This is a genomic window from Microcoleus sp. Pol17C6 (genome assembly GCF_036701145.1).
GTDB lineage: Bacteria > Cyanobacteriota > Cyanobacteriia > Cyanobacteriales > Microcoleaceae > Microcoleus.
The window spans coordinates 134,089-159,231 of record NZ_JAUBQH010000001.1 but is presented as its reverse complement, the minus strand read 5'-3'; the positions used below and the strand labels follow the sequence as shown (position 1 = coordinate 159,231).

At 45.8% G+C, this 25,143-nt stretch carries 29 protein-coding genes; 8 read left to right on the top strand and 21 right to left on the bottom strand.

Annotated features, from left to right (window positions below):
• The 3 genes from rpsJ to QUA25_RS00715 all read left to right on the top strand — a co-directional run bounded on the left by rpsJ (nucleotide 1) and on the right by QUA25_RS00715 (nucleotide 2,520).
• Nucleotides 1-318 (top strand): 30S ribosomal protein S10, encoded by a 318-nt coding sequence (gene rpsJ, locus QUA25_RS00725; protein WP_006632193.1) that lies wholly within the window; start codon nucleotides 1-3, stop codon nucleotides 316-318.
• A 408-nt stretch (nucleotides 319-726) separates the two neighbouring features.
• Entirely contained in the window at nucleotides 727-1,368 is a 642-nt protein-coding gene (locus QUA25_RS00720) for an LON peptidase substrate-binding domain-containing protein (RefSeq protein WP_006632192.1), read from the top strand.
• Nucleotides 1,369-1,581: 213 nt separating this feature from the next.
• Complete coding sequence (locus tag QUA25_RS00715) at nucleotides 1,582-2,520, top strand: PspA/IM30 family protein (protein ID WP_333034795.1); 939 nt, start codon at nucleotides 1,582-1,584, stop codon at nucleotides 2,518-2,520.
• A gap of 33 nt (nucleotides 2,521-2,553) precedes the next feature.
• On the opposite strand, the gene QUA25_RS00710 is transcribed toward QUA25_RS00715, so the two are convergent.
• Together QUA25_RS00710 and pheA are read right to left on the bottom strand one after the other, a co-directional pair.
• Nucleotides 2,554-3,195 (bottom strand): pentapeptide repeat-containing protein, encoded by a 642-nt coding sequence (locus QUA25_RS00710; protein ID WP_333034794.1) that lies wholly within the window; start codon nucleotides 3,193-3,195, stop codon nucleotides 2,554-2,556.
• 50 nt (nucleotides 3,196-3,245) lie between these two features.
• Nucleotides 3,246-4,172 (bottom strand): prephenate dehydratase, encoded by a 927-nt coding sequence (gene pheA / locus QUA25_RS00705; RefSeq protein ID WP_333034793.1) that lies wholly within the window; start codon nucleotides 4,170-4,172, stop codon nucleotides 3,246-3,248.
• A gap of 208 nt (nucleotides 4,173-4,380) precedes the next feature.
• Here pheA and QUA25_RS00700 point away from each other — a divergent pair, with 208 nt between their 5' ends.
• Nucleotides 4,381-4,959, top strand: a complete 579-nt coding sequence (locus QUA25_RS00700) for a DUF1997 domain-containing protein (protein ID WP_333034791.1) — start codon at nucleotides 4,381-4,383, stop codon at nucleotides 4,957-4,959.
• A gap of 141 nt (nucleotides 4,960-5,100) precedes the next feature.
• Here the strand turns inward: QUA25_RS00700 and QUA25_RS00695 are convergent, their stop codons facing one another.
• From QUA25_RS00695 to pgl, 6 genes are all read right to left on the bottom strand, one after another.
• Complete coding sequence (locus QUA25_RS00695) at nucleotides 5,101-5,553, bottom strand: FHA domain-containing protein (RefSeq protein WP_333034790.1); 453 nt, start codon at nucleotides 5,551-5,553, stop codon at nucleotides 5,101-5,103.
• On the bottom strand, nucleotides 5,550-5,969 hold the full coding sequence (locus QUA25_RS00690; protein ID WP_333034789.1) for a hypothetical protein: 420 nt from the start codon (nucleotides 5,967-5,969) through the stop codon (nucleotides 5,550-5,552). Before QUA25_RS00690 ends, QUA25_RS00695 begins: the two co-directional genes overlap by 4 nt.
• A 310-nt stretch (nucleotides 5,970-6,279) precedes the next feature.
• Nucleotides 6,280-7,017: a PRC-barrel domain-containing protein gene (locus tag QUA25_RS00685; RefSeq protein ID WP_333034788.1), complete on the bottom strand. Its 738-nt coding sequence runs from the start codon at nucleotides 7,015-7,017 to the stop codon at nucleotides 6,280-6,282.
• 55 nt (nucleotides 7,018-7,072) lie between these two features.
• The gene (locus tag QUA25_RS00680) at nucleotides 7,073-7,564 is read right to left on the bottom strand and encodes an FHA domain-containing protein (RefSeq protein ID WP_333034787.1); all 492 of its coding nucleotides are present in this window, start codon (nucleotides 7,562-7,564) and stop codon (nucleotides 7,073-7,075) included.
• An 82-nt stretch (nucleotides 7,565-7,646) separates the two neighbouring features.
• Nucleotides 7,647-8,435: an FHA domain-containing protein gene (locus tag QUA25_RS00675; RefSeq protein ID WP_333034786.1), complete on the bottom strand. Its 789-nt coding sequence runs from the start codon at nucleotides 8,433-8,435 to the stop codon at nucleotides 7,647-7,649.
• A 206-nt stretch (nucleotides 8,436-8,641) separates the two neighbouring features.
• Nucleotides 8,642-9,361: a 6-phosphogluconolactonase gene (gene pgl, locus QUA25_RS00670; protein ID WP_333034785.1), complete on the bottom strand. Its 720-nt coding sequence runs from the start codon at nucleotides 9,359-9,361 to the stop codon at nucleotides 8,642-8,644.
• 476 nt (nucleotides 9,362-9,837) lie between these two features.
• Here pgl and QUA25_RS00665 point away from each other — a divergent pair, with 476 nt between their 5' ends.
• Entirely contained in the window at nucleotides 9,838-11,205 is a 1,368-nt protein-coding gene (locus QUA25_RS00665) for a hypothetical protein (protein WP_333034784.1), read from the top strand.
• A 177-nt stretch (nucleotides 11,206-11,382) separates the two neighbouring features.
• Here QUA25_RS00665 and QUA25_RS00660 read toward each other — a convergent pair whose 3' ends face one another.
• The 8 genes from QUA25_RS00660 to QUA25_RS00625 form a co-directional block, all read right to left on the bottom strand.
• Nucleotides 11,383-12,549, bottom strand: a complete 1,167-nt coding sequence (locus QUA25_RS00660) for an LptF/LptG family permease (protein ID WP_333034783.1) — start codon at nucleotides 12,547-12,549, stop codon at nucleotides 11,383-11,385.
• Nucleotides 12,550-12,630: 81 nt separating this feature from the next.
• The gene (gene lptB, locus QUA25_RS00655) at nucleotides 12,631-13,359 is read right to left on the bottom strand and encodes an LPS export ABC transporter ATP-binding protein (protein ID WP_333034782.1); all 729 of its coding nucleotides are present in this window, start codon (nucleotides 13,357-13,359) and stop codon (nucleotides 12,631-12,633) included.
• 173 nt (nucleotides 13,360-13,532) lie between these two features.
• Nucleotides 13,533-14,003, bottom strand: coding sequence for an LptA/OstA family protein (locus tag QUA25_RS00650; protein ID WP_333034780.1), 471 nt, complete (start codon nucleotides 14,001-14,003; stop codon nucleotides 13,533-13,535).
• Between the two features lie 121 nt (nucleotides 14,004-14,124).
• The gene (locus QUA25_RS00645) at nucleotides 14,125-14,268 is read right to left on the bottom strand and encodes a hypothetical protein (protein ID WP_333034778.1); all 144 of its coding nucleotides are present in this window, start codon (nucleotides 14,266-14,268) and stop codon (nucleotides 14,125-14,127) included.
• Complete coding sequence (locus QUA25_RS00640) at nucleotides 14,265-14,402, bottom strand: DUF433 domain-containing protein (protein WP_445242181.1); 138 nt, start codon at nucleotides 14,400-14,402, stop codon at nucleotides 14,265-14,267. The genes QUA25_RS00645 and QUA25_RS00640 overlap by 4 nt, the downstream gene beginning before the upstream one ends.
• Nucleotides 14,403-14,933, bottom strand: a complete 531-nt coding sequence (locus QUA25_RS00635; RefSeq protein ID WP_333034777.1) for a hypothetical protein — start codon at nucleotides 14,931-14,933, stop codon at nucleotides 14,403-14,405.
• 276 nt (nucleotides 14,934-15,209) lie between these two features.
• Complete coding sequence (locus QUA25_RS00630; RefSeq protein ID WP_333034776.1) at nucleotides 15,210-15,623, bottom strand: DUF309 domain-containing protein; 414 nt, start codon at nucleotides 15,621-15,623, stop codon at nucleotides 15,210-15,212.
• A gap of 147 nt (nucleotides 15,624-15,770) precedes the next feature.
• Nucleotides 15,771-16,133, bottom strand: coding sequence for a ferredoxin-thioredoxin reductase catalytic domain-containing protein (locus QUA25_RS00625; protein ID WP_172186333.1), 363 nt, complete (start codon nucleotides 16,131-16,133; stop codon nucleotides 15,771-15,773).
• 311 nt (nucleotides 16,134-16,444) lie between these two features.
• Between QUA25_RS00625 and cas6 the strand changes: the two genes are divergently transcribed.
• Entirely contained in the window at nucleotides 16,445-17,569 is a 1,125-nt protein-coding gene (gene cas6, locus QUA25_RS00620) for a CRISPR-associated endoribonuclease Cas6 (RefSeq protein WP_333034774.1), read from the top strand.
• 56 nt (nucleotides 17,570-17,625) lie between these two features.
• Here cas6 and QUA25_RS00615 read toward each other — a convergent pair whose 3' ends face one another.
• Nucleotides 17,626-19,062: a DUF2079 domain-containing protein gene (locus QUA25_RS00615; protein ID WP_333034773.1), complete on the bottom strand. Its 1,437-nt coding sequence runs from the start codon at nucleotides 19,060-19,062 to the stop codon at nucleotides 17,626-17,628.
• 9 nt (nucleotides 19,063-19,071) lie between these two features.
• Nucleotides 19,072-20,655 (bottom strand): DUF2079 domain-containing protein, encoded by a 1,584-nt coding sequence (locus QUA25_RS00610; protein ID WP_333034771.1) that lies wholly within the window; start codon nucleotides 20,653-20,655, stop codon nucleotides 19,072-19,074.
• Between the two features lie 127 nt (nucleotides 20,656-20,782).
• Between QUA25_RS00610 and dxr the strand changes: the two genes are divergently transcribed.
• The gene (dxr, locus tag QUA25_RS00605; protein WP_333034769.1) at nucleotides 20,783-21,973 is read left to right on the top strand and encodes a 1-deoxy-D-xylulose-5-phosphate reductoisomerase; all 1,191 of its coding nucleotides are present in this window, start codon (nucleotides 20,783-20,785) and stop codon (nucleotides 21,971-21,973) included.
• A gap of 229 nt (nucleotides 21,974-22,202) precedes the next feature.
• Here dxr and QUA25_RS00600 read toward each other — a convergent pair whose 3' ends face one another.
• Nucleotides 22,203-22,715 carry a phosphoribosyltransferase family protein gene (locus tag QUA25_RS00600; protein ID WP_333034768.1) on the bottom strand — a complete coding sequence of 171 codons (513 nt, stop codon included), beginning with the start codon at nucleotides 22,713-22,715 and terminating at the stop codon, nucleotides 22,203-22,205.
• Between the two features lie 54 nt (nucleotides 22,716-22,769).
• Here QUA25_RS00600 and QUA25_RS00595 point away from each other — a divergent pair, with 54 nt between their 5' ends.
• Nucleotides 22,770-23,519 carry a pentapeptide repeat-containing protein gene (locus tag QUA25_RS00595; protein ID WP_333034766.1) on the top strand — a complete coding sequence of 250 codons (750 nt, stop codon included), beginning with the start codon at nucleotides 22,770-22,772 and terminating at the stop codon, nucleotides 23,517-23,519.
• 148 nt (nucleotides 23,520-23,667) lie between these two features.
• Here QUA25_RS00595 and QUA25_RS00590 read toward each other — a convergent pair whose 3' ends face one another.
• Both QUA25_RS00590 and QUA25_RS00585 read right to left on the bottom strand, forming a co-directional pair.
• Nucleotides 23,668-23,868, bottom strand: a complete 201-nt coding sequence (locus tag QUA25_RS00590; protein WP_172186381.1) for a hypothetical protein — start codon at nucleotides 23,866-23,868, stop codon at nucleotides 23,668-23,670.
• Nucleotides 23,869-24,571: 703 nt separating this feature from the next.
• Nucleotides 24,572-24,769, bottom strand: a complete 198-nt coding sequence (locus QUA25_RS00585; RefSeq protein ID WP_242724634.1) for a hypothetical protein — start codon at nucleotides 24,767-24,769, stop codon at nucleotides 24,572-24,574.
• Nucleotides 24,770-25,143 lie beyond the last annotated feature (374 nt).

The window sequence follows — 25,143 nt, the reverse complement described above, 5'->3', positions numbered from 1 at the left end:
ATGGCAACAATTCAACAGCAAAAAATTCGCATTCGCCTCAAAGCTTTCGATCGCAGGATTCTAGACGCATCATGCGAAAAGATTGTAGATACAGCAAATCGGACAGCAGCCACAGCGATCGGCCCGATTCCCCTACCCACAAAACGGCGGATTTACTGCTTGCTGCGATCGCCCCACGTAGACAAAGATTCTCGCGAACACTTTGAAACCCGCACGCACCGCCGGATTATCGACATTCACCAGCCATCGGCCAAAACAATTGACGCTTTGATGAAATTGGATTTGCCAGCCGGCGTAGATATCGAAGTCAAGCTGTAGATTGAGTTATCGAAAACTCGGAAAGAAGGAACAAAGATTAAATAAATTGTTCCTTCTTTTTGTTGAAATTTTCCTAGTCATTAGTTATTAGGTATTAGTTATTAGTTAATAATTAGCAAAAATTTCTGCTCCGACACGAACTTAAATAATTATTCTTAATTAAGGCGCGATCACTACAAAAATGCTCCTTTAGCAGTCGCTATCATCGCCTTTGGACTCACTTAGTTTACCAAAAAGGTATATTTAACATTTTGACGAAATAACGCCTTTGTCAAGCTGCCAGCACCGGAGATAGCTCGCCGTCGCTTCCGTTGCGAGCGAAAAAGCCCGATCGCTCCTGCCCCGGAATTGCCTTTAATCAGTTAAAGTAAGAAAAATAAGCGCAAGTACCGTCACTTTTGAGCGACAATGGCATCCTCTTCCTCTGTAGCAGTTCGCGAACTCCCCTTATTTCCGTTGCCGGAAGTGGTTCTATTTCCAGGTAGGCCACTCCCACTGCAAATCTTCGAGTTTCGCTATCGAATCATGATGAATACGATTCTGGAGGGCGATCGGCGTTTCGGTGTACTCATGTGGGACCCCAACCAAAACAAAGTCTCTGCCGTTGGCTGTTGCGCCGAAGTGATTCACTGCCAACGCCTGCCCGACGATCGCATGAAAATTATGACTCTCGGGCAGCAGCGGTTCCGAGTGCTCGACGCCGTTCGGGAAAAACCCTATTTAGTCGGTCTAGTAGAATGGATCGAAGACGAACCGCCGCAAAAAGACCTCAGACCTTTGGGAAAAGATGTCGAACAACTGCTGAGAGATGTAGTTCGCCTCTCCAGCAAATTGATGGATCAGCCGATCGACCTGCCCGAAGACATTCCCAGTTTGCCTACAGAATTGTCCTACTGGGTAGCCAGCTACCTTTACGGCGCAGCGACAGAACAGCAAACTCTTTTAGAATTGCAAGATACTGCTGCGAGATTGGAACGCGAAACCGAAATTTTGACTTCTACTCGCAATCATTTGGCAGCGAGGACTGTACTTAAAGATACGCTCAAGTAGCCAATGGGCGCAGGAAAAAAGTACGATCGGTTTGACCTGCATTGAAGAAAGAATTACACACAAATCATACCATTTTCGATTTTCAATTTTCGATTGGGAATGAGTTATGAACTAAGGGTTTGGAGATGGCCTACAGTTCCATTCTTTTTTGGAACTGGTATCTGTTTAATTCTTAACTTCAAACAGGTTCGGATAGGTTCCTTATAGCAGTAAATGCTTGTGTTAGACAATCACGACCAACCGAAACCATACGATGCAGTTAGAGGCGGTCAACTGCCACCTCCTGTGGGCGGTGTAGTGCTCGGCGGACTAGCAGGAGTTAAACATCGGCTGTCTAGTTCTGTCAACGAACATCGAATGGCCGCCCTGAGAGAGACATTGAATTACGGCGATGCAGGCTTAAAAATAGTCATCAAGATTTGTCAAAGCGAAACAGGGCCAGTGCAGCGGGCAGCCTGCGATTTGCTTCGACAAAGGCTGAATTCGATCGCCCGCGAAAAATTACAGGCTTTTGTAGCTTCAAGTTCAGATTCAGAAGCAGAGTTAGACAGCACGGAAAAAATATTAAAGCACTCATCCGGTGCAGTCTCAGAAAAAAATTACGATCGGCAAATGTCCGAAGCACAGTTAATATTTGAGACAATTTCGCAGCAGATGCAACCAAATTTGTTGCTATTAGAAGCACTGGTAGCCTCTGTAGAACGCGAAGAATTTACTACTGAATTGATGAATCTTTGGGAACTATTAATCTTAGAAATTCAGGAACCTCTCAAAGAACTGCGTCAGGCTGTTGGCATTGCGATTTCCGCCCAACTGCGGATTCAGTGGCTGTACAATCAAGCTGAATCTCAAGCCAACCAGTGGCAGCAGCGAGCTTTGCTAGCTCTTCAGACACAGGATGAAAATTCAGTCCGCCTCGCCGTGGTTCGCAAGCAGGTTCAATTCGATCAGGCAGCAGAACTAAAAATTGACTTAGACTACCAAACTGTGCGAGTAGAAAATCTCAACCGCAACTTGCTGGCTTTGGAAAGTAAGATTGCTCAAGCTAATTCCAAGAAAGAGATCCTCAAGATGCAGCTTCATTTTGCTAAGGTACAGCAGCAAATAGACTTCACTTTCAGCCAAGTCAATAGTATATTTTTTAGTCCTTAGTTGTCGGATTCTCCGGTTATATATTCCGTGAGATCAAACTTGTCTGACGCAAAAATGTATAGCCCCACTTAAAATTGCTTCATCTAGCTTAGCTCCCTCAAGATTAGCACCGCATAAAAATGCGCCGCTCAAATTAGCACCGCTCAAATCAGCTTCTCTCAAATCTGCGCCCTCAAGGTTACTTTCACACAAAAAAGCGTTTTTCAAGTTGGCTTTTCTGAGGCTCGCTCCCCGCAGTTTAGCCTCGCTTAAATTGGCTTTTTCGAGATTGGTATTGTCCAAGCAAGCATCTAGGAGATTCGCTTCCATCAGGTTTGCGGCGTACAAGGATGCTCCGCTCAAATTAACACCAATCATTTTGGTGTCGCTCAAGTTGGCGTTTTCCAAGTTTGCCTCAATCATGTCGGCTCCTGTTAATCGTGCGAAACTTAGATCGGCTCGGCTCAGGTTAGCTCCATTGAGTTTTGTCATGACCAGGCAAGCATTCTTGAGCTTGGCAGCTATTAAGTTTGCACCCCTTAAGTTTGCCAAAGCAAAATTTATTTCTTTGAGATTCGCGCAGGCTAGATTAATATGAGTTAGGAAAGCTTCTCGCAAAGAAGCCTCTTTCAAGTTTGTTTCATGAAAATTTCTTTCTCCGGCTGCGTATCGTTTGAGAAGTTCATCAGCATTCATCTCACCAGCCTCCTAAGCTTGACTTAAAAAGTATACTACATAAAAGAAAATTATACTACTGACAGTACATTGTAGCAACCAAAGATTTTTAAAGTTTCTGTGTGATTTTTTAATTCTTCGAGTGCAGAGCGAACAAATGCTTGGCAGGCGTTAGCCTCAACGTCCATAAAGAAAATATATTCTCCGAGGGATCTTTTAGTCGGTCTAGATTCAATCCGACTTAAATTAATACCCCGACTGGCAAATACTTGCAAAGGTTTTACCAGTGCTCCCGGCATATTGGCAGGTACGCTAAAAGCTAGTGAGGTATGGGTGCAATTAGACGGTGAAGCATCAAGGATCAACTCAGGAGCAGATTGTGTAATGGATTTAATGGATGAGCGAGCCCCTGATTCTACGTTTCCGATTTCTCCACCACTCCTGCTGAGTACCCAAAAGCGAGTGTAATTATCGGGATAATCATTAATGGGGTGAGCTAACACTGGCAAATGGTAAAGTTCAGCAGCTCTTGGGGAAGATATCGCTGCTACATTTCTATCTTCCAGATATTGCAATGCTTCCGTGGTAGAATTCGCCGGAATTAATTGAGCTGAGGGAATAAACTGCCCCAACCATACCTGACACTGAGCTAGCGCTTGCGGGTGAGAGTAAACTTTTTGAATCTCGTTAAAATTTTTGGCATTAGACACCAGGGCGTGGGAAATTGGCAAAACTAAGGCGTGTTGAATGCGGAGTTGATCGAGTCGCCACAGTGTATCTAAGGTGACAGTCACGCTGCCTTCGATCGAATTTTCGACGGGTACAACTGAATAGTCAACCTGCCCTACGGCAGATGCCTCTAGCGCTTGGGAAATGGTGGAATAAGGACATAGGGTGCATTCCAAGTTAGTTTCCAAGCTCAACCAATTGACATAAGCTAGAGCCGCTGTTTCTGCATTTGTACCAACAGGGCCGAGATGTGCGATAGAAATTTTCATTTAGAGGCAATTTTAGGTTACAAATGTTTGCTTTACTCTCATCAGCTAGGAAGTATGATGAAAAATTAGCGATGTCGCGAAAGGTTTTATCAGTGATTTCTCGGATGACATTGCTGGGTTCGCGACTTAGTGCGCGACTTATGTCACCTTAAAAAAGGTGATACTTTATTAAGATATGCTTAGGAATCCTTTATTTTGATATTTTCTCATGTATATCCGCTTTAATTCTTCCCAATCCGTTGAACTCGCCGTACCAGAGGAACGGGTTCCCATTCAACATTATCTGCGCCAGCCGAGGCGACTGGTGAACGCCCTTGTCGATCGAAGTCGCACAGAGCAGCTAAGCGATGACTGTTTCCGCCTAAAAATGCGACCGTTACAATTTATGATGCTGAGCATTCAACCCACAGTAGACATGAGGGTGTGGGCTGAGTCGGATGGCACAATCAATTTGGAGTCCGTCGCCTGCGACATTCGTGGCGTAGGTTATATAAATGATCGCTTTGCTCTCAATCTCAAAGGAAAGCTTTGTGTACACCAAAGCAGCGGGGTAGCATACTTGAAGGGAAAAGCGGATTTGGAAGTGCAAGTAGAATTACCGCCGCCGTTTTGGCTGACGCCCAAACCCATTTTAGAAGCAACGGGGAATGCTTTGCTCAAGAGCGTACTGCTGAGCGTGAAACAGCGGTTGATGTACCAGTTGCTCTTAGATTACCGCCGCTGGGCAAACAGCGAAAGTGAGCTAATATCGATCGATCTCCCCCCAATCTTATCTTTAGAAGGCTGACATTCTACTACAGAACCTGTTAATTAATGTATAGGGATATTTAGGCACAAATCAGGCCACTTACCACAATATTAGTTAGACGCTCGAATTGGGCATCGGTCTCTTTGTTGGAACTAGCCAGCAGGGAGAGATAGCTGCTGGTCAGTCAAGATCGATGTGAGTCAGCCCCCCATGTTCATCGTCTTCGATGATTCCCACGCCCCCAGGCCAAACTGTTGACATGTCTTTTGAAACTTCGTCCTTTTGGCGGAGTTCGCGCTGCGGTGGCTTGATTATTTTGCCCGGTTGATTCGTGGCGGCCACCCGAATCCTGATTTTTGGCCCGGAATTGCCCAAGCGAATTGTCATCCCGTCCACAACGGACACCTGAGCGATCGGTCTATCATCTACATAAGTGCCGTTAGCACCAAAATTAATAATTTCCCAGCCATTGGCGTGATTCCACAGCTCTACGTGGTGGCGGGAAACTACAGCGCTGTAAATAATTACATCATTGTCGTTCGATCGACCGATCCGAACCACCGGTTCTGATTCAAAACACCAACTTTGAACTGGGACAGACTGGATAGGATGTAACAGAGTTAAGGTAATCACTGATGTTTTGACACTCCACCGCCAGACAGAAACGGGGATACTTCCAGAGAGATTTTTTGGGAGAAAACTGCAAAAAATTTGCTTTTTAAAGGCGTCGTCAGTGCGCCACGATTCCCTCTATCTGCCGTAAAAGTCAAACTTTTGGCGGCTTGAGGCATTTCAACCAACTTTTGAGGGTTAGCTTTTGGGGCAGGCGCAAATTTTTGCTGTCCTCGGTAACAACCACACACGATGTTATTAATCGGGTGAACTTCCCAGTGATGGACAGTGGTTAAAACCGCTTGATTAATTTGGTCTGTGAGGACGCGATTGTGCCGATGGGTGAGCCGCTCAATTCGATCGGCTAAATAATCCTTTTCCCGCTGATGAACCAGAGAATTTAACTCAGACCCGTGCGGGCTGCACCGCTGATTCAAGTTCTCGATGGGGCGACAGTCACTGCTCAACGACTCGCTGTTTATAAAGCAAGAAGTTAACCAATTATTAATCCTGGGGTCTCTAGATAAAATACTTGTTGATTGTATCCAACAGCATAGGTCTTTTTGAGTTGCTAACATTTTCCTTATTGATGCGATACCTTTAAAATACAATGCTTTGAGCAGCACTGGAATTTTGAGCGACAACGCATCAATCTCTCATAGCGAAAATACCGATCGACCTTCCTCGCGCGCGCGCTCCCCAAATGCGATCGGCGATTAGTCCCCCGGCGAGCGGGAAGGCCAAACTTCAGCTCAAATCTAAGTCGGGCGGCTCCGGGTTCGGCTCTGGTCGGACAGATTCTTGCCTTTGCCGCTTCAACTCTGCAACTTTTTCTTGAGCTACATCCCTGACTTCGAGAGCTTTATCTTGGAATTTTTCCGCCAGACTTTGAGCGCCCCGCTTCACACCTGCCACATTTTTGAGAGTTCTGTCGAAATCTTCATGTAAAAACTCTGCTACCAGACCGACTTTTTTGTGCAGTCCCTCCGCGTACTGCACTGGCTCCGATACAGCAGCTTCAGAGACTATCGCCCGCTTGCTGCCGATAGTCGAAATAGCTGCCACAGGTAACAAGTAAATGTCGTCTAAAACACCGCGCCAGCCGCTCGATTTAAATAGGTAGTGGGTGACTGAACCCGTGCGGACATCAAATAGGTAGTCAACCACTGCACCTGCCTTATTCCCTGCGTCCGTGAGCACCTCAAGGCCGATCGGACAAACAGCTTGTTCCGGCTGATGCAATTCCGGCAGTTCCGGGTTAATGGTGACAAAAACATTTTCCCCCACCGTATCAACTTGCGCCCAAGCGAACCAAGTTTTTTTGCTGCCCAAAAGTCCCGACTTGCAAGTAAAGCCGATCGCTCGCTGGGAGTGAGCATCGAGCCAAACTCGATCTACCCTGCCCACCTCTTCCGCCGTTCTGCGGTCGATCGTGCGTCGGTTGAGCAGTTCGCTGCGCCTAACAATCTGTGGTGATGTACTCATAAATAAACTCCTGAGTGCCGCCTTTGAAAAATGTCGATCGTCCAAAGAAGCCGATTTAATATTCTTCTTCCGAATAATGGCGATTATTATCTGCCTCGGTTAACTCCTCCTCTTCCCTGGAAGTGCCAACTTCTTTTTGGTCGGGAACAGGAATCGTGCTAATGTGCACGCCGCCCGAGGGAGCGTTAATTTCCTTAGCCTCCCTGGGCTTGACGCTAATTTGTCCTAACTGGACTGAGGACTGATTCGGGCCTACGTTGATTTGAATTTTCGGCCCTGAGCGAGCCAAGTGAACGATCAGACCGTCCACAATGGGAACCTTAGCGATCGGCTTACCATCGAGGTAAGTGCCGTTGGTACCTAAATTGATCAGTTCCCAAGTTATGCCGCTGCGCCGCAATTCGATGTGGCGACGAGAAACCACAGCGCTAAAAAGAACGACGTGGTTTTCGGTCGAGCGCCCGATCCGGACGACCTGCTCGTCTTCAAAGATCCAACTGCGGACGGGTATAGACTGGAGTGGATGTAGCAAGGTCAGCTTAATCACATTGGCAGCATTGAGTTTTGGTAGAGCGCCTTAATATGCGATTTTAGATTTTAGACTTTCGATCGCCCAATCCAAACTCGCTCTAAGAGATTTGAAATAAAAACGTAACCAGGTCTCCTTTGCCCAGAGAGATGCGGTCTCCCGGTCGCAACCGGTGGCGGTTTCCCTTGGGTAGCGGAGTATTGTTGACGTAAGTGCCGTTGGAACTGCCTACATCTTCTAGGTAGCAAGCATCTCCCTCCACCCGGAGATTTGCGTGTACCCGAGAAACTATCTCAGAATTAGCAAATCCCGAAACATCAATATCCGGCGGTACTAAGTCATTTGGCTTGCCTATGTGAACCACAGACAGACTGTGAGGCAATTCCATCGGCGTATTTGTCTGAACGTGTAGCAGGCGGGCCGACTGCTGTTGCAGTTGAGTTTTAGCTACACCTGCTGGCTGTGGGCCCGGAACCGTAGGAGAGATATTTACTGGTGTTGCCACCGATTCAGTTGTAACAGGAACCGAGGGCGATGGCGGGGGATCGGGAATCGTCGGAATGCTGGCGGGAGTTTTTTCCAAGTTAAGGCCCTTATTCAGGGTAACTAGAGGTTCCGCCATCAGGGGATCGGGTGGGACTAAATCCGGCGCCGGTGACGATACCACTGTGGGGCCTACAGGTGAGGGGGACGGTACTGTCACCTCAACTTCTGGAACTATGGAACCCGGACGCAAGTTAAAGCCACACTGGCCGCAAAATGCTGCATCTGTCTGAACTGCTGCACCGCAGTTCGAGCAACTTGCGGTAACAGGTAAAGGCGTGTAGCAAGCCTCACACTGGCTGGCCCCGTCGGGGTTCTGGTGATTGCAATTGGGACAGACAATCATCGATTTCTCCTTGCTATCGGCCAGATTTTCAAATCAGCCTCATAAAAATACTCGTGTATATGGTCAAATTTTAACTTTAACCGCCACAATTCTTATATTGCTTCGCTAATACTAGCAACTGAGCTGACGCCGTGACGTTAGCTGTGATGGGCAAGATTGAGTTAGTGATAATGCTGACTGTGTTGGCACGCTTGCGGCTCTGTCGGCTATTTTACTGCTTCCCCAGCCGCCGCATCGAGTAGCCACCAAAGCTCGCCTTCTGGTTGAACGAGTCTGGCTGGATAAGTCATGTCGTCGGCTGCGGGGGCAAAAATTTGAGCAAGGGCGGGTTGTTTGCTGGCTCCTGCGACCATGAAGATGACGCACCGGGCCCGATTGATTAAGGGGACTGTAAAGGTAATGCGCGGTTGACCGTCTTTGTTGCCGACAGTTACTAGGGCATCGCGGACTTCCAAGGCTGCTGTGCCGGGAAATAGAGAGGCTGTGTGGGCGTCGTCTCCTATGCCCAATAAAATGATGTCGAAGGCAGGAAACTCGCCCTCGGATACTTTGAAGAACTGCTGCAATTCGGTTTGGTGCGCCGCCGCGTCGGCTGCAGGGTCGCCGGCGCCTGTAGGCATGGCGTGGATGTTGCTGGCGGGGATATTCACTCGATCGAGCCACGCGAGGCGCGCCATTTTTTGATTGCTGTCTGGGTGTTCTGGGGGAACGTAGCGTTCGTCGCCCCAGAAAACGTGAATTTTCTCCCAAGGCAGGTCTTGGGCTGCGATCGCTCTGTAGAGGGGTTCGGGTGTGCTTCCGCCCGCTGCGGCGATCGTACAAAGTCCGCGTTCGGCTATGGCTTCGGAGATTTTCGACAGCACAATCTCCAGCGATCGATCTATTAGTTGTTCCCGATTTGCTAATACTTCAACTACTTTTTTCATTTATTTCCTCTCAACTTTCCTTAGGTGTTATTCTCAGCAATTGCCAATTTTACCTTGATATTTTGGTTTGACATTTTGGTTTGAGGTCGATCTGCTGACAGACCCGGCAGACCTGGCACCGTATCGGATAACATTTTATCATCTTATGCCTTTTGATTTGAGGAAAGCAAGACATATTTCTACCAGTGCTTTATGGAGTTTCACCCGTTGCATTGAGCTTTCGCAACTTTCAATCAAAAGTTTTAGCGTACTCGGAGCATCTCTGCAGAAAGCAAAAAGCGTTTTTTGGGAGTCCGATCCGTCCCGCACAGCAAAGTCTATAAATATAGGGAGCCGGACGATCGCACACCGACAGTAAAAGCCAAACCGAGATGCTCCCGATCGCACTTATCCCGGCATAGCAAAAATAATCAAGATTGATGTGGTAGACTAGGAAAAATAGTTTTAAATCCGCACGATCGGATGGAAGCAAAACTATGTCAATTTTTAAGCGATTTCCTACATCTGTCCGCTATCTAATAGCGCGGTTGCGCCACTGGACGCAACCCGCAGTTTGGGCTCCCTTAGCCGTGCTGTGTGCGGGGGGGTTATTTATCTGGGAGGTCTCGGTAAATCCAGAAAGGTTGAGCATAGATGGCGAAGAAGAACCAGCCTCAAACACTCCAGCTTCGCTATCGGGGCTATCTGCTGAAGATACCGCCATTGCGGCTGAAATCGACAGCTTACCAGTGCTAGTCAATCAGTTTAATGGCTCTACTGCTTCTGAACTAAACTTGTTAAATTCATCAGTAGTAAAAAGCAAAGGTTTATTCGAGGAACTTCGAGATCGGGACTTAGAAACTCCTCAGCCATCTTCAGCCCCCAAGCGGGTAGGAAGCAGCGGATTTTTATCCTTGCCAAATTTAGCAGATCCTGCTGTCGAGGGCGGAAACAATAACCCCCAAAATTCCAGCTTGCCAAGTTCAAACGCCACATCAGCGTTGAGTTTATCTGGCAGTGGGAGACTAAATTCCGGGATAAAAACGATCAAGCCTGAGTCTGGGGGTACAGCGACAACAACTTTATCCCAGGCGTCGAGTGATGCTAATTCAGGTAAACAAAACGAAAATTCTCTGCCTTTGAGTCCGCTGCAAGCAGCTATGAAAAAATACGTCGTTGCTAACACTTCGGCAACGGCGGCTTCGGCTGAGAAAAGAGCAGACTCGGCTAAATTGCTCGATCGACCGGCTTCCGATCCGGCGGCAGGAAATGCGACAAATTTACTCCCAACAACCGCTACAGCTCAAAGTGGAGCAAATCCTGTGAATGTTCCCACAGCACTTCTCCCACTTGTGGCTCCGACAAATACTGTGAGCAAGGAATCTCAAGAATTCTTACAACCGACAGCTACAGTCCCTGAATCATTGGCTGGGTTAACTTCCCGAGTACCCAGCCTTCCCGAAATTAATGCAGGGGCTGCAACGGTGGCTTTGCCGAAAAATCCCTACCAAACTAATTTATCTGGCTCAGGCTTCGCACCTGAAGTTCAACCTGTGGTACCTCCAGTAACCATACCTTCGCCAACACCTCTACTTCCAAATGTCGGTCCATCTCCCTTTCCGAATGGGATTGGCGGAAGCAAGATAATTAGCCCTCAATTCTCTCCTAATTCAGCTAATTCTCAATTTCAAACACCTCCACCGAGTCAGCTTAATTTGCCGGAGCCACCTAACTTTGGAGTTGTTCCCCAAAATACAAATCAGGGCGTGCAGCCCATTCAACCTCAAACTTTTGCTACACCCCGCTCCCTGGCTCCGGGACGCTACATTGGCGGTGGCGAAATCAATACTTTTTCTAATCCTTAAATGAAGGAAGTTCGGCCACGAAAACGATATTATCAATTCCCAATACTTAGGCTACGCTGTTCCTGGGCTTCGACTTGGGTTTTCCTCAGCATAGTCGGAGGGAAGGGAGCCGAAGGCAGTCGAATTGCAGTACAAGTTCCGAATTCGCCATTCCCAATGTTAGTGTAGTGGTAAAACTTACCTAGCGGCGGCCCGCACCAACAACAATCCTCCGATTCCCAAGCCAAACATGATCGGCAGCCAAGCCGACAGAATCGGAGTCAAAACAGCTTTCACGCCCATAGAACTGGTGATGAAAGAAAATACGTAGTAAGTAAAAATCACAACTACGCTAATACCAAAACTCGTTCCTCGGCCGGAGCGGCGCGGTTGAGTTCCCAAAGCCGCTCCCACTAAACCAAATACCATGCACACGAAAGGAAAAGCATATTTTTCTTGAATTCGCACCTTTAATTTGCGAATTTGCGGTTCGTCGCCACTGTTTTTAAGGATATTCAAACGCTCTAAAGCTTGGGCAATGTTCATTTCCTTAAAATCCCGGGCTCTCGCAGCTAAATCTAAGGGCGTGCGGGGGAGTTGCAATTGCTGGTGTTGAAACCTAACTATATTGCGGTAAGAGCCATCAGGAGCTACTATATAAGCGGTTCCGTTGAAAAAATCCCAGGTATTTTCTGAGGGATTCCAAGTAGCGGATTCTGAAGAAACGATTTGATTGAGGCCTGGGGTGGAGCGATCGATAATTGTTAAACCTTTCATTTGCTGGCCGTCAAACTGTTCTGCATAAAAAAAGCGGGCGAGGATTTCGTCGCCGCCTTTTTCTGGTTTGCGAAATTCTGTGTAGATAATATTTCTATCTTGAAATGTGGGTTTTTCTCGCTTCAGGGCTCTGTCTAAAGTCAGAGTAGCTCTGTAGCTAGCGGCGGGTACAACTAACTCTTGCAAACCAAAGGTGAAGCCGGCAACAATTAAACTCATAACCACTGCAGGCAGTATCAATCGGTAAACGCTAACTCCGCAACTGCGGAGGGCGATGAGTTCGCTGTCGCTTGACATTCGGCTGTAGGCCATTAAGGTTGCTAGCAGCATTGACATGGGGAAAGCCAATACTACGAAGTAGGGAATTTGCAGGAGAAAAATTTCTATGGCTGCGCCGTAGGGGAGGCCGGATTCTGCTACTCTGCGGACTAATTCAAATAAAGCTCCAACTGTGACGGCGACGGATGTAAAGAGTCCGACGCCAAATAAAAAGGGGCCGATTAGTTCTTTGGTAATGTACCAGTCCATTACTGAAATTCTCGGCAGCCAGTTGATGGGATTCAAAGAATTGGATATTGCTATTTTCATACTTTGGGATTTTTGCAGTTGGCTCCTCAATCTAACATCTCAAATCTAAAATTATGGCGGATGCGGAATGCCTTCAAAAGACTATCGCACGAAGTTGTCACCTAAGTAATACTGTCGCACTAAAGGGTTGCTGTAGAGTTCTTCTTCAGCCCCGGAGGCTAAAATTTGGCCGTCTCGCATGATGTATGCTCGATCGGTAATTTCGAGGGTTTCTCGGACGTTGTGATCGGTGATGAGGATGCCTATTTTACGATCGCGCAGTTTAGCAATAATGGTTTGAATTTCGTCTACGGCGATTGGATCGACGCCTGCAAACGGTTCGTCTAAAAATAGGAACATGGGCCCGTCTCGCCCTGCAGCTAACGCTCTGGCTAGTTCAGTCCGCCGTCTTTCTCCCCCGGATATTTGAATTCCCAAACTAGATGCTATTTTTTCTAAGCGAAATTCTTGCAATAGGAAATCGACTCGCTCACGCCATTCCCAGCGAGGCACTTGAGTTTGTTCTAAAACTAACAAAATGTTGTCCCGCACGCTCATGTTTCGGAAAATGCTTGCTTCTTGAGCGAGATAGCCAATTCCCAAATGCGCTCGCTGGTGCATCGCCAATTTCGTGATGTCTAAATCGTTGAGCCAAACGGTGCCTTGATTTGGTTTTTCTAATCCGGTTGCTATGTAAAATGTTGTGGTTTTGCCTGCACCGTTGGGGCCTAGCAATCCTACGATTTCTCCTTGGGCTACTGACAAGTTGACGCGACTAACTACATTGCGTTTTCCGTAGGATTTGTGAATATTTTCGAGTACAATTTTCATTTTCGCTCCCGGCAACCTCTACAAGCTAAATTTCAGACTGCGGCTTTGTGCGATCGAGTCTCTAATTTAAATTTTACCTTTTCAAGTTTGTGAGTTTTATAAAGACGAAATTTCGCATCTATCCCAAGTAGTATGTTTTGGCTGAGGCGAAATTTCGCTGCTGCAAGCCACTGTTACCGGGGGGCTGTAGTTGGACGTGGGGAGCCCACTGCATTTTGGGCTGCCGCATCTTGTTCCGGGGCAACCAGATAGACAGATTCTACCTGTCCTGGGTTGTCTGGCAGGGCAATAAACCGCCCTTCGTCGATGAGGTATGTTATGGTTTCGCCGCGCAGGCTGTTGCCCTGCTGCAATACGTAAACATCTCCGCTGAGAATGATCCGGCGCTCGCGGCTGAAATATTGAGCTTGAGCCGCAGTTGCTTGTATTTGGCGGGCTGGATAGTTGATTTGGACGTTGCCGCGGGCTGTCACGATGCCGGTTTTGGAGTCGGCTTCTTGAATGTCCGATCGCACACTCAGAGTGCGGGGCGGCCCGGCTTGCGGGTAGGTGGGAGAGGCGATCGCGCCTGCCAGAGTCAGGGGCAAAAGCAGCGATAATCCTTTGAATAGTCGGGAATTGAGTAGTTTAGCGGAGGGCATCATAAGCTTGGAGCCTCAATATTTGTGAAATTGCTGAAGGGTATTATCTCCAGTTAGGTATTTTATCTTAACGGCCAGAAAGATTCCCGTGAGGTCGATCGACTTACCTGAGAGTCTCAACCAATTATCCTAGCAAGACAGCAGCACTTTCTTTGCCTGTTTGCCTGCGAAAGCTAATTTGCTGGATTTGCAAGTTTTTTGACGGTTTCGGCGATCGGGAAGTTTCGGGCAGCCTCTCAATGTACAACGCATAAGCTGGTAGTTTCACAGCGATGCCACAAATAACTTTTTCTCACGATCGGCAGCAAAAGCAAGACAGGCTTTAATATCTTCAAATGTAAGCTCTGAAAAATCCTCTAGAATTTCTGCTTCTGTCATACCACCTGCAAGATACTCTAAAATTTATTTCATAATTTTTTCTAACAAAGAAAACAGTTTCTGAGCAGAAGGCTGGTCCATATCTACACCATAGAGAGATTTGCTGCTCTTTTCCCATAGATACATATTGTTACAGTGCCAGCACATCGATGCCTGTAGTACAGACTTTTCTTTGAAGTAAAAACGCAACCCAAATGCTGGTGTGTGGCAACGTGCCGAGTCACCCGGTATTAGTTGTCGCCATAGATGTGCTACTTGCTGTGCTAGCTCTCCTTTAAGTGTGACGGTGCGGCTTGATGTTATCAAATCACCTGACTTTGAAGGAAAGTATCCTGCCTCAAGTACATCAACTGCATCAATATTCGGCAGTTCAGGAATTTGGTTTTGCCTCCTTGTTTTTTTATCGTTTACGTATTCGATTCTTATAATGTTTGAAGCTAAAGCAGGTACCGCCATTTCGGATTGAGCAGAAAATTTAGTCACAATTGATGTTACGCCCCACAAAACCAAAATGGACAGGGTGATCGCGCAAGCTTGCTTTCTCACACCACTCATGAAAACACTCCTATATGTTTCTCTGGACTTACCACATCACCGAAGAATCGAGGTCTAATATCAAGTCAGGTTAATTACTAATAAATCCTGTACTGGCCTGGTCGGACAAAAGTATGATAACTATTCAACCGGACATGATATAACTTATAATTGTCTAGCAAATGCGGTAAATACATAAAATGACCTAAAAATACGGCAGGTTGCTCATGTATGTCAACCCCTTCTTACTCCGATCGGAATCTCCTTTTCTCGATCGAATTCGCTCCCCCAGCCTGCTCATGTTGAAGTTTGTTTTAGTTTAATAATTCGTGGCAATTGCAAGCCTGCAACTTCTGCACCTGTTAATAAAGGTACAAATTCAGCAACTTTTTCCGGCCCTGCTTGTTGCAAAGCGCTCAAAAGTTTAGCACTTTGTCCGAGCAAGTCTTCAACAGCAATTCCAGCATAACTAGGCTGATAATAACTGAGCCGATTTATTCCTTCTCCCAGCAAGATTACTGCACCGCGCCAGTTGTGATTTCCTAAGTGATAAAGCGCGACGGCAATTTGTAATATTCCCTGATAAAATCTTTTTTCGGGGTCGCCAGCTTCCATCCACAAAGCCTCTAGTGTGTCGTGACAAGCATAAAAGTCTTGATTATTAAACTGTTCGATACCTTGCCAAAACTCGCTCGGCATTTCCTCTGTCATTCGATTGGAGATTGGTTATTTTCGATGGCGGATGTGTGTTTGAGTAGGCGGCGATCGATTGTTTTTTAATAGCTAAGTCTTAAAAACAGGAAAAATTCCGACTTATTTTCAAAACTACTGCCATTTCACGACCGCCTACTTAACCGATTACATAGTATCTCTCACAGCTTGAATTTGATCCATTCCAATTTCCTGATTAGTTCCAGCGAAATCGTTATCTGGCGTCAAAAATAACATACAGTGACACTCTTTGCGCTCGCGCATGGGAATGCAGGGACAGTTCCAGTAGGCGGCTTTTACTTCGGCTTCTTTATCTTCGTAATGGCGACAAGGGCATAAGGGAGCGCCTAGTTCATCCTTGTGTTTTGCTAGTCCTTCTATCACGACAGCAGTGACGGAAGGTTCAGAACAAAAGTAAGTTCCCGTGCGCTTGGCGTAGGTTTCGGAGAAATTCTTCATCGCCTCCAAAGTTTTTTCGTTGGAGAGTTTAGATTTTTCTGTTGTGTTCATAGTTTAGGATCGGAGTTGAGGATGCTACGAGCTTTTGACAATTGTAGCGCAGAATGTGATTTTAAACACTGGTATATTTCTGTTTAGTTACAAGGAAGAAAACCTTGACAAAGATTGAGTTTTAGGTTGTTGGTTTTTTAGTGGTTTTTGTCTATCCCGGAGGGTGTGGCAAACTTGCGGCAGACCTGGTTTTTGGAGCTGCCAAAAGATTTGGGCGATCGCTCGCCCTCAACTATCATCCCCCAAAGGGGATTAAAATCGGATAAGATAGCACGGCACTCTTTCTGTGACGGCTATAGGCACGGCATCTGATGGCAACTTCCCCGAACCGCACCCACAGCAAAAAATCTCCTCTTTCTGGGCTGATTTGGCCGGCTGACACTGAGTTAGTCGGATTAGTGTTGGAATTGACTCCCCGCGCTGCTAGCTATCTGTACGCGCAGTATGCTACAGGTTTGCACGCTTGGTTTTTAGGTCAAGTACAGCAAACTGACCCGGATTTATCACAACTTTTGCACGATGAACAGTCAGAAAAAGCCTTTACTATTTCGGGATTGGAAGGTGATTTGCTCCCTGGTGGCAAAGAATTTCAGCTTTTGGGCGATCGCATTTATCGCTGGTACGTAACAGGACTTTCAAAGCCCGTAGTGCAGTGGCTGAGTCAGTGGCTGCAAAATTTGCCCAAAGAGATAAATTTGCGAAATGCTCCGCTGCTAATTCGGTCTTGGGATATTGCTTTTGCACCCACAACTTATGAGCAATTATTAACAGCAGAACCCCCATTTTTCCCAACCATTAAACTTAGTTTTGTGACTCCTACAAGCTTTCGTAGCAAAGGCCATCACTTCCCTCTGCCAGTTCCCGAAAATGTTTTTCACAGCTATTTGCGTAACTGGAATAATTTTTCGGGGGTAAAATTTGACCAAACAGAATTTTTGAATTGGATTGATGAAAATGCAATTATTAGCCGCCACAACTTGGAGTCGCAAAAGGTAGCGGCGGGCAAAAAAGGCATGGTAACTGGGTTCACTGGGGCTGTGGAATTTGGGCTAGGGCGATCGGCTCACAATCGTCCTGATTTTGTACAATTATTTTATGCTTTGGGGCGGTTAGCGCCTTATTGCGGCACGGGCCACAAAACAACTTTTGGATTGGGACAAACGCGAGCACAATGGTTGACAGAAGCCCTACCTGAAGTGTCCATACAAAGCGTCTTGGGGGCGCGAATAGATGAATTGACAAAGAAGTTTATGGCACTGAGAAAGCGTAAAGGTGGAAGTCGCGCTGCTGAGATTGCGGAAACTTGGGCGACGATTTTGGGGCGCCGGGAATTGGGGGAATCTTTGTTTGATATTGCTGCTGATTTGGAAATGCCTTATGAAACTGTGAAAACTTACGTGAAGTTGGCAAGAAGGGCTTTGAAAGTGGAGGATTAGCGGGAACTTGTTGACTGTTGACTCTTGACTGTTGACTGTTGACTGATGACTGCTGACTAATGACTCTTAGTAAATAGGTATATGTCGTCTCGCTGATATTTTAGTTGAAATTGAGGGTTGTTTTTTAGTTGAGTTATGAGGTTTTCCACAAAAGCTCGATCGCTCATCCAGCCAGGATATCTGAGGTTCAGCAATACATAATCAAATTCTGCGAGATTTGCAGGCGGCGCGTTAGCCTGAGTTAATCTTACTACAGGGCGGTGCGCTAAATGCGGAGCAATCTGAACATTTGTTAAAACACTGCCTTTGGTTTCAACAAGAGAAATTGCCTCTCTGGTAGCTGGCAAAGTGTCGATCCCATTTAAATAAATAGTCCAAAAATAGCCGTATTTCGCTAAAGCTAAGAAAGAAATCAACGACCAAATTACAATGACTCTAGGCAATGGATAATTAGGAATTGGCAATATATCAAATATTGTCTTTCCCTTTTGCTGATTGCTAGCTGCTAAACTGGAAATTACGGCAACCAACAAAAACGGCAATATCGGCACAGAATATTGATGAACTAAATCCCGCTGAGCGGGGCGATCGGAAAGAATATTCATCGCCAACATCGGCACAGCACTAATTAAAGATGACAGATGACGCGGGGACAGCCACCAAATTACTGGTAATAACAATAAAGCTAAATATTCAAAAGTATCTAAACAAAATAAACGCCCTAAAACTAGATTTGGTTTCACTATTAAATTAATAGCAATTTCAAAAAGTGAGTTGCCCAAATATTGATATCGCCCAATTGCCGCGTGTTCTCTTCCCTGATTAAAATACGGTATAACTGCCTGAGTAACTACTAGGAACCAACCCGCGCCTAGAAAGAGAGCTATGAACCCACAATTACGTTTTTTGTCAAAACACAACAGCCACAAACCCATCGCAGCCACAGTTAAAGATAGGACGGCTTTGCAGCTCAAAACTAATACAATAGCAGCACAAAACCACAAGGTTTGATTGAGCCTCGCGGCTAAGATTGCTGCTAGCAGTGCTGGTAAAGCAATGACTTCTGGGTGGAAGTCGAAGAGATTGACATTAAATACTAATGGATAGAGGAGGTAAGTACAGGCGATCGCCAAAGATATGCTATTATTTAATCCGGCTTGACGTGCCAAACTCCAACTCGGCCAAGCGCCTAAAGCTAGGGCAACAGCTTGCACTAAAAAAAGCCAGTGAACATCTGGATATATTTTGTAAAGTAAAGCTAGGGGATAGAATATAAAAGCAGCGTGATCCCCCCAAATATTTATTGCCATTAAAGAGGAAAATGGCGTTTGATTTTGGGAGATTAAATAAATTGCTTGGTCGAAAATTGCTAAGTCGAATGCAGTTGACTGAAACAAAGCGTGCCGCGCGCTGCTGGCGGCAAATAAGACTATCGTTGTCACGACAATCATTAAAAATACTGGATGAGATTTTAGGGATTTTAAAGTTAGCATTTTATTGGTTTAATCAGCCCTTCGTTTAAATAGCAGGACTTCGTTTTTTTGATAAGTTAATTTAAAATCGGGAGAAGTTTTAAGTTTATTTGCTAACGTAGCACCAAGTTTTTCAGTATCAGGCCAGGGATGGCGCAGGTTTAATAATATGTATTGAAATTCAGCTAAATTTGTTTGGGGCGAAATTTGTGACAGCAATTTTACTAGGGGGCGGTGGGTAAAGTGAGGGGCAAGTCTATTATCTGTTAAAATACTGCTTTGCGGTTGAACTTGTGCGACTGCTTCGCCTGTAGCTTGCCAGGTATCCAGTCGATTTATGTACAGATAAAAATCTTTATATTCGCCCACACATAGGAAAATTAGTAATGACCAAATTATCATGATTCTCGGCAGTTGAATTCCCTGCCAAAGTTGAGAAATTCGGAAGTTTGTAAATTGTGGCAGATTGACCCATGTTAAAAACTGTTGCTTATTTGCTTTATCCTCTTCCTGGTTGCCTTTTATTTCTTCCCTGTTCCTTGTTTCTTCCTTCGCGATTACTGCTAAAAATAAAAATGGAATTAGAGGCACTGAATACTGATAGGCTAAGCTGCGTTGAAATGACAAGTCAGAGAGGATATTTATCAGCAGGGTAGGGATGGCAGGAATTAGGGCGGTTAAATATTTTAGGCGTAGTTTGCCGGAAAATGGCAATAGCAGCCAAATCACAGGTAAGGTGAGGAGAAATAAATATTTGAATGTATCGAATGAAAGAATTTTTCCTAATACTAACTGTGGTTTTAATATGAGATTGATGATAATTTCTACTACGGATTTGCCTAAATAGCTGTAGCGCCCGACTCCAGCGACTTCGCTACCGCTAAAGAAGGGGATGATTTTCTGGGAAGCTATCAAAAACCAAGCTGCACCTAGCCAAAGTGCGATCGCCCCGTACCGTTGCTTTTTTTCGCAAAAAAACAGCCAGAAACCCATAGCAACAACGGTTAGGGACAAAACCGCCTTGCAACTGAGAACTAACACAATAGCGGTACAAAACCCCACAATTTTATTTAAACGCGCTGCCAAAATTGCTGCCAAAAGTGCGGGTAAAGCGATTACTTCCGGGTGAAAATCAAATAAATTGATGTTAAATACCACCGGATAGAGCAAATAAATCAATGCGATCGCACGCGATTGTTCTTGATTTAAACCTGCCAAACGCGCTAAACTCCACGTAGGCCAAGCCCCCAGGGATAATGCAACTGCTTGTACCAACAGCAGCCAATGCACATTCGGGTAAATTTTGTACACCCAAGCTAGCGGATAATAGATTACCGCTGCGTGATCGCCCAAAATATGCATCCTCATTAAAGAAGAAAAAGGCGTTTGGTTTTGGCTGATCAAGTAAATTGCTTGGTCAAAAATTCCCAAATCGAAAGCAGTTGATTGGAATAAAGCGTGCCGTAAACTGCTACACAAAAAGAAAATTGCCGCAGCAGTAGCCATCGCCCAAACCAAACTCGACGGTAGCTGCGATCGACCTTCCTCTATATTTTCGGCGATCGAGACACTGATGTCCTCACGGTCATCAGCAAAATTTTCCCTATTCTGCATGAAATCTGGCACTAGGTGGTCACTCAAAATATGATTCCATCGAATGTGCTTTCCACGCAATAGTTAACCACTAATTTTTATCCCCGCAATCGTAATATTAGAATAATCCACAAAACATTAAAAAATTGTGAAAGCAATAACTCTTCTCGGTTCCACAGGCTCCATCGGCACTCAGACTCTGGATATTGTAGCTCAATACCCCGATCAATTTCGGATTGTCGGGTTAACCGCGGGACGAAATGTAACGTTGCTGGCCCAGCAAATTCGCGAATTTCGACCGGAAATTGTCGCGATTTGCGACGAAGATAAATTACTGGAATTGAAGGAGGCGATCGCAGATCTCGACCCTCAACCTATTTTACTTGCTGGCGAGTCAGGCGTTGTCGAAGTTGCTCAATACGGTGACGCTCAAGCCGTCGTCACGGGCATAGTTGGCTGTGCCGGTTTGCTGCCAACAATTGCGGCTATCAAAGCAGGCAAAGATATCGCCTTAGCAAATAAAGAAACATTAATCGCAGGGGGCCCCGTTGTCAACCCCTTAATCGAAAAATACGGTGTTAAAATATTGCCTGCTGACTCGGAACATTCAGCAATTTTTCAATGCCTGCAAGGTGTGATGGTTGGCGGGTTGCGGCGAATTATTCTCACTGCTTCGGGCGGTTCTTTTCGAGATTTGCCGAGCGACAAATTAGCCGCAGTAACAGTAGCCGATGCCTTGAAACATCCGAATTGGTCTATGGGGCAGAAAATCACGATCGATTCTGCTACTTTGATGAATAAAGGATTAGAAGTCATTGAGGCTCATTACTTATTCGGAATGGATTATGACGACATTGATATTGTCATTCATCCCCAGAGCATAATTCACTCGTTAATTGAGCTGCAAGATACCTCAGTTTTGGCGCAATTGGGATGGCCGGATATGCGCTTGCCGCTGCTTTACGCTTTGTCTTGGCCGGAGCGAATTCATACAGATTGGGAACGGCTGGATTTGGTAAAAGCTGGGGATTTGACTTTCCGAGAACCAGACCACGAAAAGTATCCTTGTATGCAGTTGGCTTATGCGGCTGGACGTGCGGGCGGTTCGATGCCGGCGGTGCTGAATGCGGCAAACGAACAGGCAGTAGCGCTATTTTTGCAGGAGAAGATTCAGTTTTTGGATATTCCAAAGTTGATTGAGAAGGCGTGCGACAAACATCAAACCGATAACTGTGAAAGTCCTGGTTTAGAGGATATTTTGGCCGCGGATAGGTGGGCGCGGCAGGAAGTTTTGGCAGATAGTATGGAATTGGGCGATCGTATTCTTTCGATTCGCTAATTGTATCAGCAGACTTGCACTTAGCCACAAGCCCGCCGAGGAATTAATTCCCCGTCTCATAGCTAAAGTCGGTTGAAACCGACTGCCCAACCTTGATAAATATCCAGTCCTCTTTCAGAGGACTTTAGCTATGAGACAGGGGTTTTTAACCCCTGGCGGACTATGCCAAAAAGTGCAAGATATCGGCAAAATCCTATAAAAATTTGACCTGATTTTAGTCTTGTATTGACTAACTCCCAACTTTCGCCACCAAATCAGCCGCACTCATTTTTTCGTACATTTCAAACGGTTGGTGAATCCAAGGATTCTCAGCCAAATAATCTACATAATAATCCGGCTTTGCAACAGAACAAGCTTTGTACCAAAGCACAGCAGTCCGAATTTCCTGAATATTCTCGCCGTAGCGACTCTTGAGCCAAGCGATACCTTGCTCTAAACTAATTCCCGAATCCACCAAATCGTCAATCAGAAGAATGTGGCTGCCCAAATTATCGCCCACCATTGTCAAATCGCGGGCAAACTCGATCGCACCCCGGACATTTCCCTCCCCCCCACCATAGGACGAGGCCGCTAAAATCGCCAGAGGTTTGTCGAAAATCCGTGACAGAGTATCTCCAACCCGCAGCCCTCCCCTCGCCAGACAGACAATTCGATCGAATTTCCACTGAGATTCCTCAATTTTTACAGCCAAATCCTCAATTTTCCGATGGTACTCAGGCCAAGAAACGTAAAGGTCACTCATTCCTAATATTATTGAAATATCAAAGGTATTATTAATTATTTTGGGGAAAATGACATGGATGCAGATGAACTTCTCAGACGGTATGCAGGCGGAGAACGGGTTTTTCACAAAGTAGACCTGAGCGGTGCCCATATGTCAAGGACAAATTTGCGCGATATTGACCTGAGTCACGCTAATTTAAAAGGTGCAAATTCGATCGGTCTCACCCTCTACAGAGCCAATCTGTATCAAGCAGATATCAGCCAAGCCAACCTCTCCCAAGCCAACCTCATGTCCGCTAATTTTGGCGAATGCGAGGCGGTGGGAGCGAACTTGAGCGGAGCCATCTTGCGGAGTGTCGTCTTCAGCGGGGCCGATTTAACGGGGGCGAGTCTCAGGGGTGCAGACATGAGAGATGCAAACCTTCAGGGGGCAATTTTGATTCAAGTTTATGCAGTTAACGCTAACTTGCAAGGTGCAAACTTGACAGAAGTAAAGCTTTGCGGAATCAACCTGAGCAAAGCAAATTTAACGGATGCGAACTTAACACAAGCTGACCTCAGCCGTGCTAACCTAACTCAAGCAAATCTGAGTTGGGCTAATTTGACGGAAGCAAATCTGGAAAAAGCTGATTTGAAGGGAGCCGATTTGAGCGGAGCTAACTTGAGCTGTGCAAATCTTCATAAAGCAGATTTGAGCGGAGTTTCCCTTAAGGGAGCAAATCTCCGGGGAGCAAACTTGCATCAAGCTTCTTTGCGCGGGACAAATTTGGATGAAGCGAATCTGAGAGAGGCCATGATGCCTGACGGCACAATCTCTGACTAAATAAGCTGAGAAAATAGAAGTTAAAACGGCAGGGTGCCTGTGGCGCACCCTACATTTAGGCTAATGCCTGATTTTTTTAAGGGGATTTAATTCTGCCTTTAAGTGACAGTGCATTTAAAGAGTAGTGGCAAAAAATTTAGAACCGACTTTAATCTACAACTTTCAGCCAGCCACGGCGAACGGCGTGGAGCAAGCGGTTGATGGCTGTTTGATCTTCTTCGGTAAGAGAGTCATTTAACAGGGCTGTCTTGAGCTGTTGTCGGTGAGTGGGAGTCAGCAGACCGGAGTGATATACCTGAAAGACTAGCTCTGCAATAGTAAATTGAGGTAAAAGCGTTTGGGTGGTCATCATGTGTTTTTTTTTTGAACTCACTCTTGACAGTATTGACTGATTTTCCCAATTTTTATGTGATTCAACTACGGGAGTAAATGTGATCCATTGGCTCTTGATGAGTGATTTGTGTCAGCCGGACTAGGGAATTGGATATGTCCTCGATAGCCCTGCTACTTGAAACACCAACTCTGTCCCGATTACTCGCTTTTGGCAACTCCGAAATCTCTACTTTTTGTCAAGAGACTGTGACAAATTTGTTAATATTTATCTATTAATAGATTACTAATGACTGCTAGCTAAATCGCTTGGCTTAATTCAACGTAAAACTTTGACGGTGTTTATAAACCAGCTTTTACCTAGATTTACCTAGTTTCTTGGTGTGGTCTTTGTTCCGTGGATATACTTAATAACCCGCCCAAAAACCGATACAAGTTTCCGACAGGAGGGGCCATCCGCCCCCAATTTTAAGCTCTAGTTCAAGCTCCCAGATTCATCTGTGAAGTCAATCTCAAATCTCTAATCTCAAATCTCAAATCGACTGGCTGCTTCAAATCAAAAATCCCGGCTTCTTCAAGAAACCGGGTCGAGCTTTTTGATCGCAGTACAATTTTTTTGGGAGAGTGTTAATGGAGCGACCTACTCACGAAAATCTTATTGTTGGCAAAGCTTGACAGGAGAGAAAGTAGAAATACTAATCTCAACTTCTTGTGTGAGGAGACTAATCGGAAATCCTGACCCATCCGCGGCGGATGGCGTGCAGCAGGCGGTTGACTGCATCTCTGGCGTCTTCGCTGAGAGCGCTTTGGCAGAGTTCCCGCAATCCGTGGCTTTGAGTGCGAGTCAGATTGCCTGAATGGGTGACTTGATAGAACAGTTCAGCGATCGCTCGATCAGATTTTAAAGTCAGAGCTTGCATGAAATCTCGTTGAACTCGACTATTATAATATCGAGCATTTGAGAAAAGAGTAGGGTGATTGCAGTCGGCTAAGCTGTGTGATCGTTCTCGGCTCGATTTGTGACCAAAGTCTGCCATTATAAGTGATTTAAATCACATAAAACCACAGATCTCGATCGCATAAGCTATAATTTGGGTGGTATCCTCAAGGTTTGACAAAACCTCGAAAAGCTCTGAACGCAAGGCTTTAAGAACCCAAAACCGCCGCGCAGCGGGAGTAAGTCCGCTCTACATCGCAGGCTCTGGACTTGGATAGCTGTGAAACTTTGGGTTTTAGACACTTGCAGGTTGCAGCTCAGGGCATAAAGTTGCGATCGGCGAGCCACACCCTGAGA